Raw genomic sequence first — 13,992 nt, forward strand, 5'->3', positions numbered from 1 at the left:
CCGAAACTGGCACGAACCTTGAAAAGGAGAACGCGACGGCACCCGTAGCGACGGGTGCCCATAACGATCCAACGTCGGGTCGATCATAAGCAACGCCGCTGTCTCAAGGAGCCGCCCTCGCGGGCGTCACCGGAAGGACTGCGGCTTTTTTGTTTTTGGCGACCCAAGTGGACCCACGCCGGGGCCAACCAGAGGACGGAAATTCGATGGCCAGAGAACGTGATACCGGACGAAAGACATTTTCGATCACTCGCCGCGCGCTTTTGAAAGGCACGGCCGGCACGGCGGCATTGCTCGGCGCGGTGAAGACGCAATTTCCATTCGGCCTGCCGATGGCGCAGGCGGCAGGTCCAGAAGTGAAGAAGGCCGTCCTCGGCTATATCGCGCTGATGGATGCCTCGCCGCTGGTGATTGCGAAGGAGAAGGGCTTCTTTGCCAAGCACGGCATGCCGGATGTCGAAGTTTCCAAGCAGGCCTCCTGGGGCGCGACCCGCGACAATCTTGTGCTCGGTTCGGAAAGCAACGGCATCGACGGCGCGCATATCCTGACGCCGATGCCGTATCTGATCTCGGCCGGCAAGGTGACGCAGAACAACGTGCCGACGCCGATGTACATCCTCGCGCGGCTCAACCTCGATGCGCAGGGGATTTCCGTTTCCAACGAATACAAGGATCTGAAGGTCACCGCCGATGCCTCGCCGCTGAAAGCCGCGTTCGAGAAGAAAAAAGCCGCCGGCAAGGAAGTGAAGATCGCGATGACCTTCCCCGGCGGCACCCATGACCTGTGGATCCGCTACTGGCTCGCCGCCGGCGGTGTCGATCCCGACAAGGATGTTTCCACCATCGTCGTTCCGCCGCCGCAGATGGTCGCGAACATGAAGGTCGGCAACATGGACGCCTTCTGTGTCGGCGAGCCGTGGAACGAGCAGCTCGTCAACCAGAATATCGGCTACACCGCCTGCACCACGGGCGAACTCTGGTTCAAGCATCCGGAAAAGGCGCTCGGCATGCGCGCCGCCTGGGTCGACAAATATCCGAATGCGGCCAAGGCGCTGCTGGCTGCGGTGATGGAAGCGCAGCAATGGTGCGACAAGCCGGAGAACAAGGACGAGATGTCGGCGATCGTCGGCAAGCGGCAATGGTTCAATGTGCCGGTGGCCGACATTGTCGGCCGTACCAAGGGTGACATCAATTACGGCAATGGCCGCATCGAGAAGGGCACCAAGCACTTCATGAAGTTCTGGCAGGACCACGCGTCCTACCCGTTCAAGAGTCATGACGCCTGGTTCGTCACCGAAGATATCCGCTGGGGCAAGTTCGAACCGACCACCGATATCAAGGCGATGGTCGACAAGGTCAACCGCGAAGATCTGTGGCGCGAAGCCGCCAAGCAGCTTTCGGTGTCCGACCTTCCGGCCTCGACCTCGCGCGGCAAGGAGACTTTCTTCGACGGCAAGGTCTTCGATCCGGACAAGCCGGGCGAGTATCTGAAGAGCCTCTCCATCAAACGCGTTGAAGTGTGATCGCGACTGGGGCCGCCGGCATCGGCGGTCCCTTCTTTCTTCCGCGGAGACATCGAAATGAACATGCCTGTCCTCAAGACCGAGCAAAGCATCAAGGCGGCGATGCCGAGCGCGGAGGTTTTGCGCATCACGCCGTCCAAGCCGAATGTCGTGCAGACCAAACTGATGCCTGCGCTCCGCGATCTCGCCGCGACGATCTTGCCGCCGCTGGTGATGATCGTCCTGCTCCTCACGGTCTGGCAAATCCTGTGCATGAAGCCGGGCGCAACGCTTCCATCGCCGACGAAGATCTGGAGCGAAGCCTACGATCTGATCGTCGATCCGTTCTTTGTGGCCGGCCCGCAGGACATCGGTCTTGGCTGGCGCGTGCTGATATCGCTGCAGCGTGTTGCCATCGGTTACGGCTTTGCCGCCGTGATCGGCATCATGCTCGGCACCATCATCGGACAGTCGGTCTGGGCGATGCGCGGGCTCGATCCGATCTTCCAGGTGCTGCGCACGATCTCGCCGCTGGCCTGGCTGCCGATCTCGCTGGCGGCGTTTCGCGATAGCCAACCGTCGGCGATTTTCGTGATCTTTATCACCTCGGTCTGGCCGATCATCATCAACACCGCGGTCGGCATCCGCAATATTCCGCAAGACTATCGCAATGTCGCGCGGGTGCTGCGGCTGAACCATCTCGAATTCTTCTGGAAGATCATGATCCCGTCGGCGGCGCCCTACATCTTCACGGGCCTGCGCATCGGCATCGGTCTGTCATGGCTTGCCATCGTCGCGGCGGAAATGCTGACCGGCGGCGTGGGCATCGGCTTCTTCATCTGGGATGCCTGGAATTCGTCGCGCCTGTCCGACATCGTCGTCGCACTCATTTACATCGGCGTCGTCGGCTTCGTTCTCGACCGCATCGTTGCCTTTATCGCAACCATCGTCACCCGCGGCACGTCAGCCAACTAAGGAGGAGCACGATGACGAAACCCTATCTCCAGATTCAAGGCGTCGAGAAAACCTTCAAGCGCGGCTCGCAGGAGACAATTGTCCTCAAAGACATCGACCTCACCGTCAACAAGGGCGAGTTCGTCTCGATCATCGGTCATTCCGGCTGCGGCAAGTCCACGCTGCTCAACATCGTGGCGGGCTTGATCGACGCCACCATCGGCGGCGTTCTCCTTGAGGACCGCGAGGTCAATTCGCCGGGGCCGGACCGCGCGGTCGTGTTCCAGAACCACTCATTGCTGCCTTGGCTGACGGTCTACGACAATGTCAGCCTCGCGGTGAACAAGGTGTTCTCTGGCACCAAGTCACGCGCCGAGCGTCATGCCTGGACGCTGCACAATCTCGATCTCGTGCAGATGACGCATGCCAAGGACAAGCGGCCGGGTGAAGTGTCCGGCGGCATGAAGCAGCGGGTCGGTATCGCCCGTGCGCTGGCCATGGAGCCGAAGGTGCTGCTGCTCGATGAGCCGTTCGGTGCGCTCGATGCGCTGACGCGCGCGCATCTGCAGGACTCGGTCATGGCGATCCATCAGAAGCTCGGCAATACGGTGATGATGATCACGCATGACGTGGACGAAGCCGTGTTGCTCTCCGACCGCATCGTGATGATGACCAACGGTCCGGCGGCACGGATCGGTGAAATCCTCGACGTGCCGCTGGCGCGTCCGCGGAAGCGGCTCGAGCTGGCTGGCAATCAGGCCTATCTCAAGTGTCGTCAGCGCGTGCTCGAATTCCTTTACGAGCGGCACCGCTTCGTCGAAGCCGCGTAAGGACGCTCGTTTCCCCAGCCATCAAGCCAAGGGAGAATCTCGTGACACCGCATCAGGTCAAGCTCGTTCAGGACAGTTTTGCAAAGGTGGCGCCGATCGCGCCGCAGGCCGCAACGCTCTTTTACGATCGTTTGTTCGAGATCGCGCCGCAGGTGAAGCCGATGTTCAAGGGCGATCTCGATGAGCAGAAGAGAAAGCTGATGTCGATCCTGGCTGTTGTCGTCAACGGTCTCGACAAGCTCGATACCGTTCTTCCTGCGGCCAGCATGCTGGCCAAGAAGCATGTGAGCTACGGTGTGGAGGCCGCGCATTATCAGCCGGTCGGCGGGGCGTTGCTCTGGACGCTGGAAAGAGGGCTTGGCGAAGGCTGGACAGGCGAGGTGGCCGACGCTTGGACGGAAGCCTACACGACGTTGTCGGGCTTCATGATCAGCGAAGCCTATCCGCAAACTAAAGCGGCGGAATAGGCAACGACATGAGCGAGCCTCTCGTCATCATCGGCAACGGCATGGCCGCGGCGAAGCTGGTGGAAAAGCTCTCCGCCCGTGCGCTCGGCCGATATGCCGTCGCCGTGATCGGCGAGGAGCCGCAGCTTGCCTATAACCGCGTTTTACTGTCCTCCGTTCTCGCCAACGATGTCGCGCAGGGCGATGTCGAGTTGAAGCCGAAGAGGTGGTGGCGGGACCGCGGCGTGACGGTGTTATATGGTCACGCAGCGACATCCGTCGATCGCGGCATCCGGCGCGTGAAGCTCGCCAGCGGTGCGACCATTCCCTATTCGAAGCTCGTCTTCGCCACCGGTTCGCGACCGATTGTCCTGCCGATCCCCGGCCGTGACCTGGCGGGGGTCATGACCTTCCGCGATTTGCGTGACGTCGAGATGCTGAAACAGGCCGGCGCCAAAGCCTGCAACGCTGTGGTGATCGGCGGCGGTTTGCTTGGCCTTGAGGCGGCATACGGCCTTGCAAAGGCTGGCGCCAAAGTCACCGTCATTCATCTGATGGACCGGCTGATGGAGCGTCAGCTCGATGCCGAAGCCGCGGCGATGCTGAAGGCACAGGTCGAGGCCAAGGGCATCGAGGTTCTGCTGAGTGCGGAGACGGCGCAATTCGTCGGCGACAGGCATGTGACGCGTGTCGACCTGAAAGACGGCCGCTCGATCCCGGCCGACATCGTTGTCATGGCTGCAGGTATTGCACCCAACGTCGCGCTGGCGCGCACCGCCGGCGTCTCGATCAATCGCGGTATCGTCGTCGATGCGCAGATGCAGACCGATATTTCCGGAATCTATGCCATCGGCGAATGCGCCGAATACAATGGCCGCTGCGTCGGGCTTGTCGAGCCGGCCTATGAACAGGCCTCTGTTCTCGCAGACAACCTGTCTGGGGCAGACGCCGCTTATGTTGGAAGTATTCCGGCGACCAATCTGAAGGTCACGGGTGTGAATGTCTTTTCCGCCGGTGATTTTCTCGGCGCGCCGGGAACCGAGCAGATCTATCTGCGTGACCGCGGCCTCGGCGTCTACAAGAAGCTCGTCATTGCCAATGACAAACTGGTCGGGGCGGTGTTGTTCGGCGATACGGCCGATGGCCTCTGGTATCTCGACCTGATCCGCTCCGGCGTATCCACCGACCGCTTCCGCAACGAACTCGCGTTTGGCCGTGCGCTGGCCGAACGCAGCAACAACCTGGACATGGCGGCCTGACATGTCCAGCGATTTCACCCCGGATCAGAAGCGGTATCTTGAAGGCTTCGTCTCCGGCCTGACAGCGGCGCGCACATCGCGCGGCGTTGGCGGTAGCGGGAAGGGCGAGCCGACCGGGCCTGACGCCATCCACATCAAGGCGCAGGATCGCATGATCGCAGGCGGCGGCAAGCTCGCAGAGCAGGAAAAGTTCAAGCGCGAACTGCATCCTTTCGACGCTTACGGCAAGCTTCGTGAGCAGTCCGAGCAGAACCAGGCGCCGAAGCCCGCTGACAATTTCCGCTGGCGCTATTTCGGCCTGTTCTATGTGGCGCCAGCGCAGACCTCGTATATGTGCCGATTGCGGATCGCCAACGGCATCCTGTCGCACTGGCAGCTGGCCGGCCTTGCCGATGTGGCCGAGAAATATGCCGCGCCATATTCGCACGTGACGACGCGCGCCAATCTGCAGCTTCGCGAAATCGAGCCGAGGAACGCAACCAATGTCGTCGAGACGATCCAGGATATTGGTCTGTGTTCGCGCGGCTCGGGGGCGGACAATATCCGCAACGTCACCGGCACACCGACCGCCGGCATCGATCCGCAGGAATTGCTTGATACGCGCTCCTATGCGCGTGAGTGGCATTACCACATCCTCAACGACCGCTCGCTTTACGGCCTGCCGCGTAAATTCAATGTTGCCTTCGATGGCGCGGGCAAGATTGCGGCGCTGGAAGACACCAATGACATCGGTTTCCAGGCCGTTGAGGTGGAAGATGGCTTCGGCGTCGAACCCGGAATCTATTTCCGCCTGACGCTGGGCGGCATCACCGGCCACAAGGATTTTGCACGCGATACCGGCGTCATTCTCAAGCCGAACGAGGCGACGCCGATTTCCGATGCTATCGTGCGCGTCTACATCGAGCATGGCGACCGCACCAACCGCAACAAGGCCCGCCTGAAATATGTGCTCGATGCCTGGGGCTTCGACAAGTTTCTGACCGCCGTCGAGGAAAAGCTCGGTCGTCCGCTGATGCGTGTGCCGGCGGAGGCGATTGCCGAGCGTCCGGCCTTCGATCGCATGGCCCATATCGGCGTGCATCCGCAGAAGCAGGATGGTCTGCACTGGGTCGGCGTCGTTTTGCCGGTCGGCAAGATGACGATTGCGCAGATGCGGGGCATCGCCAAAATCTCGCGCGAATGCGGGGACGGCGATATTCGCCTCACAGTCTGGCAGAACCTGCTGATCTCCGGCGTGACGACGGAGAAGGTTGCGCAGGTTGAAGCCGAGATCGCTGCGCTTGGCCTCACGACCAAGGCAACCTCGATCCGCGCCGGCCTTGTGGCTTGCACGGGCGCCACCGGCTGCCGTTTTGCTGCGGCCCATACCAAGGAGAGCGCGGAAGAGATCGCGCATTGGTGTGAGGAGCGTGTGCAGGTCGATACGCCGGTCAACATCCATCTCACCGGTTGCCATCATTCCTGCGCCCAGCATTACATCGGCGATATCGGGCTGATCGGTGCGCGCGTCGTCATCAATGACGACGGCGATACGGTCGATGGTTTCCATATCCATGTCGGCGGCGGCTACGGACCGGATGCTGCGATCGGCCGGGAGATCTATCGCGACGTGAAGTCGGAGAATGCGCCGAAGGTCATTGAGCGCATGCTGAAAGGCTATCTCGCACATCGGGCGTCGGCGGACGAAACCTTCATTGCCTTTTCGCGCAGGCATGATGTCGATGCGCTGAAGGACCTGTTCAATGCGGAGGCGGTGGAATGATGAGTGTTTCTCCGCAGCCGATCGTCAATCTCGTTCCCGAAACCGCGCCATTCTCCGATGAGCAGCGTGCCTGGCTGAACGGATTTTTTGCCGGGCTTGTGTCGCTCGACGGCGCTGGCGTCACGGCGCTCTCGCCGGAACAGAATGCCGCGCTGATGCCGCAGACGCCGGGTGATGGCGATGACGGTGAAGCGCCATGGCACGACCAGACCTTGCCGATGGCCGAGCGCATGACGCTGGCCGAAGGCCGTCCTCTGCGCCGGCGCATGATGGCGGCGATGGCGCAGCAGGATTGCGGCCAGTGCGGATACAACTGCAACGACTATGCCGACAAGATTTTCGACAAGTCGGAAGAGCGGCTCAATCTCTGCGTGCCCGGCGGCAAGGAAACCGCCCGCATGCTGAAACAGCTTTATGAGGAAATCGGCAATGCACCGGCCGCGGCGAAGGTGCCGGCGACGGCGGCTGCTCCGGCGCCCGCAAAACCCGCCGGGGAGGCCGGCCGTTCGCGCGACAATCCGGCTATTGCGACATTCGTCGGCCGCTACCGGCTCAACAAGAGCGGCTCGGAAAAGGAGACCTTCCATCTCGATTTCGATCTGAGCGCAGCGAACCTCGATTACGTGGTCGGTGATGCCTTCGGTCTGTTTCCAACCAACGCCCCGGAATTGGTCGAGGCCATCATCGAGGCGCTTGGTGTGCAGCCGGATTTGCTTGTTGCAGGCCGTCCGCTGCGCAGCATCCTGATCGAAGATGTGTCGTTGTCGCCCGCGCCTGATTCGCTGTTCCAGCTCTTCTCCTACATCACCGGCGGCGAGCGCCGGCAGAAGGCGAAAGCGCTGGCCTCGGGCGACGATCCCGATGGCGATGCGGTAACGCTCGATGTGCTGGCGACGCTGGAAAAGTTTGCCGGTGTACGTCCGGATCCGGAGGCTTTCATCGAGGCTTTGGAGCCGCTGCAGCCGCGCCTTTACTCGATTTCGTCTTCGCCCAAGGTCGAGTCGGGCCGCCTGTCGCTGACGGTCGATACCGTGCGCTACAGGATCGGCCAGCGCCTGCGCAAAGGCGTGGCATCGAATTTTCTGGCCGAGCGCGTGAAGCCGGGCGATCCGGTCAAGGTCTATGTGCAGAAGGCCCATGCCTTCGGTCTGCCGTCCGATCCGTCGGTGCCGGTCATCATGGTCGGGCCAGGCACCGGTGTCGCGCCGTTCCGCGCCTTTCTGCATGAGCGAATGGCGACCCGAGCAACGGGTCCGAACTGGTTGTTCTTCGGCCATCAACGGCGCGAGCATGACTTCTTCTACGAAGATGAACTGACCGCGATGAAAGCGAGCGGCGTGCTCACGCGCCTATCGCTGGCGTGGTCGCGCGACGGCGACCACAAGTTCTATGTGCAGGACCGCATGCGCGAGGTCGGCCGTGATCTCTGGTCCTGGCTCGCCGACGGCGCCCACTTCTACGTCTGCGGCGACGCCAAGCGCATGGCGAAGGACGTCGAGCGCGCGCTGGTTGATATTGTTGCGCAATATGGTGCGCGCACGACCGATGAGGCCGTCGCATTCCTCGCCGAGTTGAAGAAGAACGGCCGCTATCAACAGGACGTGTATTGAGGGAGCTGATGAACGCACTCTCCAACGATCCGCCGGTTGTCCGCACCACATGCCCTTATTGCGGTGTCGGCTGTGGCGTGCTGGCGTCGCCGGACGGGCAGGGCGGTGCAATGATCTCCGGCGATCCCGATCATCCGTCCAATTTCGGACGGCTTTGTTCCAAGGGCTCGGCCCTTGATGAAACGCTGGGACTGGATAAGCGGCTCCTATATCCCATGGTGCGCCAGCCCAATGGAAAGATGGCGCGCACGGATTGGTCGACCGCGCTCGACAAGGTCTCGGATGGATTGCGAACGATCATCGCGCGCGAGGGTCCTGATGCAGTCGCTTTCTATCTCTCCGGGCAATTGCTGACGGAAGATTACTACATCGCCAACAAGCTGATGAAGGGTTTCATCGGCACCGCCAATGTCGACACCAATTCGCGGCTTTGCATGTCCTCGTCAGTCGCAGGCCACAAGCGTGCTTTCGGCGCAGATACCGTGCCGGGGGTTTATGCCGATCTCGATCAGGCCGATCTGATCGTCCTTGTCGGATCGAATGCGGCCTGGTGTCACCCGGTGCTGTTTCAGCGGATCATGGCCAACAAGCGCGAGCGCGGTGCAAAGCTCGTGGTGATCGATCCAAGGCGGACGATGACGGCGCAAGAGGCCGATCTGTTTCTGCCGATTGCGCCGGGTATGGATAGCGTGCTGTTCGCTGGCTTGCTGGCCTATCTCGCCGATACGCACACAATCGATTTCGGCTATATCGCCGCGCATACGGTCGATTTCGAAGCCGCGCTGGAGCGCTGCCGGTCGCTCGCACCGGATATTGCGCAAATCTCGAAGACGACCGGAATCGACGCAGCAGACATTATCCGCTTCTATGAATTGTTTGCAGGAACGCCAAATGCCGTCACCTGTTATTCGCAAGGCGTGAATCAGTCGGCGCAAGGGACCGACAAGGTCAACGCCATCATCAACTGCCATCTTGCAACCGGCCGCATTGGCAAGGCGGGCATGGGGCCGTTTTCGCTCACCGGTCAGCCGAATGCGATGGGCGGACGCGAGGTCGGCGGGCTCGCCAATCAACTGGCAGCGCATATGGGTTTTTCGCCGCTTGACGTCGATCGCGTCCGGCGTTTCTGGAATGCGCCGCGCATGGCCGAGCGCGAAGGCCACAAAGCGGTGCAGATGTTCGACGCGATCAATCGCGGGGAGATCAAGGCGCTGTGGGTGATGGCGACAAATCCCGCCGTGTCACTGCCCAATGCGGGCCTGGTGCGCGACGCGCTGAGGAAGCTCGAATTGCTGATCGTGTCGGAGAATGTGCTGGTCAACGACACGGTCATGACCGGCGCGCACATTCTGCTGCCGGCTGCGGCCTGGGGTGAGAAGAGCGGGACGGTAACAAATTCGGAACGGCGGATTTCGCGCCAGCGGGCTTTCCTGCCATTGCCTGGTGAAGCAAAGCCGGATTGGTGGATCATAGCGCAAGCTGCGAAGCGGCTCGGATATGGCAAGGCATTCAATTATGAAACCGCAGCCGATATCTTCCGCGAGCATGCGGCCTTGTCGGCTTACGAGAATGACGGCAGCCGCGATTTCGATATCGGCGCTTACGCAGATATCGACAGTGCGGACTTTGATACGATGACACCATTCCAATGGCCGCGCGCTGCAGGGCGCGCGCCCGGTGAAACGCGTTTTTTCGCTAGTGGCGATTTTTTCACAGCGGATGGCAAGGCACGCTTCGTTGCACCGGAAACGCCCGCTCTGCATTTTGCAGCCGATGCGGAGTTTTCCTTCACGCTCAATACCGGTCGCGTGCGTGATCAATGGCACACCATGACGCGGACGGGCCTCAGCCCGCGGCTGGCGTCGCATCTGCCTGAGCCATTCGTGGAGGTTCACCCGGACGATGCACGGGAGCATCACCTTGTCGATCACGGTTTTGCCCGCGTCACCACACGCTATGGCTCGTGTGTTCTGAAGGTTCATGTTACGGACAACCAGCGGCGTGGCTCGCTGTTCGCCCCCATCCACTGGCATGGTACCAACGCATCGTCGGCGTGCATTGGCGAGCTCGTCAATCCCGCGACCGATCCATTATCCGGTCAGCCTGAATCCAAGGCCACCCCGGCCAGCATCCAACGGGTGGATTACCGGTTTGCAGGATTTGTCCTGAGCAGGCGTGACCTTACGTTGCCGGAAGGCACGTGGTGGGTGAAAGCGGCCGCCGATGGCGGGGAGGGGATTCTTCTTGCTTCGAACGAAGGCATCCGTTTTTGGGAGGAATGGATGCATTCCATCACGTCTGATGCAACCGTATCGTCTGATTTCTTGGACGAGCCGCGTGGTATCTATCGCGCGGCTATCTTCAAGGATGGCAAGCTCGATTTTTGCTTGTTCGTCGGTCCCGCCTCGCAGCGCCCGGAATGGAATGCGGCCAAGGCCGTGCTCGCGGCCGGTACGCTCGAAGAACAACAGCGGCGCGCATTGTTATCAGGCCAGTCGGCCGATGGCATGGCCGATCACGGACCGATCGTCTGCGCCTGCTTCGGCGTCGGCCTGAAACTCATCCGCAATGCAATTGCAACCGGTGAGGCGACGGACGTCGCGAGTGTCGGCAAAGCCTTGCGCGCCGGAACCAATTGCGGTTCCTGCCAGCCGGAACTGAAAAGGATCATCGCTCATGAGCAGCATGAACGCGCCGCGCACGCCGTCTGAGATCACGCCGGCGCGTATGGCGCCACTGGCACGATTGCCGGTGTTCTTTTCGCTGGCGGAAAAGCGCGTCGTTGTGGCAGGCGGCAGTGCCGCGGCTGCCTGGAAAGTCGAGTTGCTCGCAGCCGCCGGTGCGCGCGTCGATGTTTTTGCGGAAGATGTTTGCGAAGAGTTGCTGACATTGGCCGATCAGCCACCGGCTGGCACAGTCAATATCTACCGCAGCCGGTGGCACGACGCGGCTTTGCATGGCTACACGCTTGCGATCGGCGCTTTCGACGACAACACGGAAGCGACACACTTTCACGACGCGGCACGGCTGGCTGGCGTGCCCTGCAACGTGATTGACAAGCCGGACTTTTGCGACTTCTCTTTCGGCGCCATCGTCAACCGCTCTCCGATGGTGGTCGCGATCTCGACCGATGGTGCAGCCCCGGTATTCGCGCAGGCGATCCGCAGCCGCATCGAGGCGATGTTGCCGGCAGGCTTTGCGCGTTGGGCACAAGCGGCACGAAGCTGGCGCGACGCCGTGAAGCAATCAGGTTTGCCGTTCAACGGACGTCGGCTGTTCTGGCAGAACTTCACGCGCGCGGCTCTGCAAAATCCCAACGGCGTCCCGGCGGACGACAACTTCCGGACGTTGCTGCAAGAGACGAAGCAGGAAGCGCCATCCGCCGAACGGGGCTCGGTGACGCTTGTTGGCGCCGGGCCAGGCGATCCGGAATTGCTGACATTGCGTGCGGTACGCGCGCTGCAATCCGCCGACGTCATCCTATTCGACGATCTCGTGGCGAAAGAGGTGCTGGATTTTGCACGCCGGGAAGCAAGACGGATGCTGGTTGGTAAGAGAGGGCATGGCCCGTCCTGCAAACAGTCAGAGATCAACGCATTGATGGTCGGTCTCGCCAAATCGGGACGCCGCGTTGTGCGTCTGAAGGGCGGCGATCCGATGATCTTCGGGCGTGCGGGCGAAGAGATCGAGGCGTGCCGTGCAGCCGGCATCTCAATCGAAATCGTGCCGGGTATCACTGCGGCGCAGGGTGCGGCGAGCCGGCTTGGCATCTCCCTCACCCATCGCAAGGCAGCGCGGCGTGTTCAATATATCACGGGGCACGGCGAGGATGGCGCTCTGCCGTCGGATATCGATTGGCGTAGTATTGCCGATCCGACAGCGACCACGGTCATCTACATGCCGAAGAAGACGCTGCCGGCGTTGGTTGAAAGCGCAATCGCCGCCGGACTTGATCCTGCGACACCCGCGCTTGCTATCGCGCAGGTGACACGGCCGGATGAAACGATGATATCTGGCACGATCGCTGAGCTTGGCAAGGCACAGCTGCCGGCTGGCCCGACAATGGTGATGATCGGGAAAATGTGCGCGTCTTTCCAAAGCGATTATCGAAGGGACATGAAAACGGCGATGCAGACCAGTGCATCGCCGTAAGTTAAATCAAACGCGGCAGGTGTCTTCGGGGCTATTTCCCCGAACCTGTCGTTGCGCGGTTTTGATCTGAAACCTGGTAGCTGATGCGGCGGTTCTTGAACCGGCCTTCTTCGGTATCGTTGCTTGCAATCGGATCTGCGCTGCCATAGCCCTTGGCAACCAGCATGGCAGGATTTACGCCGGATTGTATCAGCGCATTTTTCACCGCGTCTGCACGATGCTGCGATAACTCCAGGTTCTTTGCCGGGTCACCGGTATTGTCGGTGTAGCCCGAGATCTGGATCACCGTCCCCGCTGGGAGCTGCTTGAACGGTCCTGCCGCCCGCTGCAAAAGGGCGCGCCCGGCCTCCGGAATTTCGGCGCTCGCGGTGGGGAAGTTGATGATCGAGTTGTTGAGGATGTTGAGCAGATCCTTCGTCTGGAACTGCGAGCCCAATCCGGCCAGCGCCGTCGTCACCTTGTTATTGGCATCGGAAATCAGGCCCATCAGCGGGTCGGTGGCCGCAAGGCTCATCCCGAGCGGCCCAAAGAGCGATTTCAGCGAATTCATGATGCGATCGCGCTCGGCATCATTCAGTCCGGCAAGATTGATGGTGCGGTCTTCAAACGAGGCCTGAATGCCGGGTGTTTTCATTTGTGCAAGAGCCGCCGGAAGATTGGCGAGCCACGGCGTCGGCGCCGCATTGGCATTCACTGCAATGTCGCCTTTGATCGCGTTGTCGCCGAATGTTTTCTTCAACGTATCGAGGATCGACTGGCGTGTTGCCTGATCCCGAACGGTGCCGGCGACTGTCACGACGCCGTTGTCGTTACGAAGGGTCAGGCGTGACGGTGTCGCGGCTGATGGGGCGGTGGCTGTCCCGCTGCCAGAGGTCGTTGCGGCAGGTTGAGGTGCCGGCGCGGTCGCGACTTGATCCGGTGCCCGATGGGAGAACAGATACCAGCCGAGGCCGGCGAGTGCGAGCAGACCGAGCAAAGGCGCAACCCATCGTCCGGACGATGCCGGTTGTCTGGCGGCGGCGGTGCCATAGGGCATTGCTTCGTCCAGGTCGTAAGCTGGCATTGACGGCGATGTTCGAATGAAGTCCGATACGGCACTCGGGATTCCGGAGCCGATAACGCCGTTGGGGGTCAGCTTACCGACTACTTTCGGGGTGAGATAGCCAAGAGCGGCAGCCGCTACGCCGCCGGGGATGCCGACTTTCCGTGCGATCATGTCGATGGTACTGCTACCCATGGCCTGTTCGACCTGCGAAGAGGTCAAGGGCGCAGCGTCGGCTTTTCCAAGCCACTTGTTGGCCTCATGCGAGAGGCCGGCGGTTTTAAACTTGTCGATGAAGCCACCGATCCCGCCCGGTGACGTCGTCATATATTTCAACAACTCACGCAGCAAAGTGCTCGCCTTGGCGCCATCGAGCCCAAACCGGCCGGCGACGTCGTCGATGATCGTGTCGAATTGCGACATAACATTCTCCTC

General features: G+C 61.2%; 10 protein-coding genes. 9 read left to right on the top strand and 1 reads right to left on the bottom strand.

What is annotated here, in order from left to right; translation table 11 throughout:
* Positions 1 to 206: 206 nt before the first annotated feature.
* From CAK95_RS17000 to cysG, 9 genes are read left to right on the top strand one after another with little or no spacing between them, the layout of a single operon-like run.
* Positions 207 to 1,523 (top strand): CmpA/NrtA family ABC transporter substrate-binding protein, encoded by a 1,317-nt coding sequence (locus CAK95_RS17000; RefSeq protein ID WP_086088978.1) that lies wholly within the window; start codon positions 207 to 209, stop codon positions 1,521 to 1,523.
* 57 nt (positions 1,524 to 1,580) lie between these two features.
* Positions 1,581 to 2,477, top strand: a complete 897-nt coding sequence (gene ntrB / locus CAK95_RS17005; RefSeq protein WP_183044142.1) for a nitrate ABC transporter permease — start codon at positions 1,581 to 1,583, stop codon at positions 2,475 to 2,477.
* 11 nt (positions 2,478 to 2,488) lie between these two features.
* Positions 2,489 to 3,286, top strand: coding sequence for an ABC transporter ATP-binding protein (locus CAK95_RS17010; RefSeq protein ID WP_086088979.1), 798 nt, complete (start codon positions 2,489 to 2,491; stop codon positions 3,284 to 3,286).
* 41 nt (positions 3,287 to 3,327) lie between these two features.
* Positions 3,328 to 3,753, top strand: coding sequence for a globin family protein (locus CAK95_RS17015; RefSeq protein ID WP_086088980.1), 426 nt, complete (start codon positions 3,328 to 3,330; stop codon positions 3,751 to 3,753).
* A gap of 8 nt (positions 3,754 to 3,761) precedes the next feature.
* Positions 3,762 to 4,991, top strand: a complete 1,230-nt coding sequence (locus CAK95_RS17020; protein WP_086088981.1) for an NAD(P)/FAD-dependent oxidoreductase — start codon at positions 3,762 to 3,764, stop codon at positions 4,989 to 4,991.
* A 1-nt stretch (position 4,992) separates the two neighbouring features.
* Positions 4,993 to 6,753, top strand: a complete 1,761-nt coding sequence (locus tag CAK95_RS17025) for a NirA family protein (protein ID WP_086088982.1) — start codon at positions 4,993 to 4,995, stop codon at positions 6,751 to 6,753.
* Positions 6,750 to 8,363 (top strand): sulfite reductase subunit alpha, encoded by a 1,614-nt coding sequence (locus tag CAK95_RS17030; RefSeq protein ID WP_086088983.1) that lies wholly within the window; start codon positions 6,750 to 6,752, stop codon positions 8,361 to 8,363. Before CAK95_RS17025 ends, CAK95_RS17030 begins: the two co-directional genes overlap by 4 nt.
* A gap of 8 nt (positions 8,364 to 8,371) precedes the next feature.
* Positions 8,372 to 11,074 carry a nitrate reductase gene (locus CAK95_RS17035; protein WP_086088984.1) on the top strand — a complete coding sequence of 901 codons (2,703 nt, stop codon included), beginning with the start codon at positions 8,372 to 8,374 and terminating at the stop codon, positions 11,072 to 11,074.
* Positions 11,049 to 12,515, top strand: coding sequence for a siroheme synthase CysG (gene cysG / locus CAK95_RS17040; RefSeq protein WP_425349707.1), 1,467 nt, complete (start codon positions 11,049 to 11,051; stop codon positions 12,513 to 12,515). The genes CAK95_RS17035 and cysG overlap by 26 nt, the downstream gene beginning before the upstream one ends.
* Before the next feature lie 31 nt (positions 12,516 to 12,546).
* Here cysG and CAK95_RS17045 read toward each other — a convergent pair whose 3' ends face one another.
* The gene (locus CAK95_RS17045) at positions 12,547 to 13,980 is read right to left on the bottom strand and encodes an OmpA family protein (protein WP_183044143.1); all 1,434 of its coding nucleotides are present in this window, start codon (positions 13,978 to 13,980) and stop codon (positions 12,547 to 12,549) included.
* Between the last annotated feature and the right edge of the window lie 12 nt (positions 13,981 to 13,992).

The organism is Pseudorhodoplanes sinuspersici (genome assembly GCF_002119765.1).
In the GTDB taxonomy this organism is placed as follows: Bacteria; Pseudomonadota; Alphaproteobacteria; order Rhizobiales; family Xanthobacteraceae; genus Pseudorhodoplanes; species Pseudorhodoplanes sinuspersici.

Coding starts and splice junctions, on each gene's coding strand:
- cysG (WP_425349707.1), top strand. CDS start 11,049: ATGAACGCGCCGCGCACGCCGTCTGAGATCACGCCGGCGCGTATGGCG.
- CAK95_RS17030 (WP_086088983.1), top strand. CDS start 6,750: ATGATGAGTGTTTCTCCGCAGCCGATCGTCAATCTCGTTCCCGAAACC.
- CAK95_RS17000 (WP_086088978.1), top strand. CDS start 207: ATGGCCAGAGAACGTGATACCGGACGAAAGACATTTTCGATCACTCGC.
- CAK95_RS17045 (WP_183044143.1), bottom strand. CDS start 13,980: ATGTCGCAATTCGACACGATCATCGACGACGTCGCCGGCCGGTTTGGG.
- CAK95_RS17025 (WP_086088982.1), top strand. CDS start 4,993: ATGTCCAGCGATTTCACCCCGGATCAGAAGCGGTATCTTGAAGGCTTC.
- ntrB (WP_183044142.1), top strand. CDS start 1,581: ATGAACATGCCTGTCCTCAAGACCGAGCAAAGCATCAAGGCGGCGATG.
- CAK95_RS17035 (WP_086088984.1), top strand. CDS start 8,372: ATGAACGCACTCTCCAACGATCCGCCGGTTGTCCGCACCACATGCCCT.
- CAK95_RS17020 (WP_086088981.1), top strand. CDS start 3,762: ATGAGCGAGCCTCTCGTCATCATCGGCAACGGCATGGCCGCGGCGAAG.
- CAK95_RS17010 (WP_086088979.1), top strand. CDS start 2,489: ATGACGAAACCCTATCTCCAGATTCAAGGCGTCGAGAAAACCTTCAAG.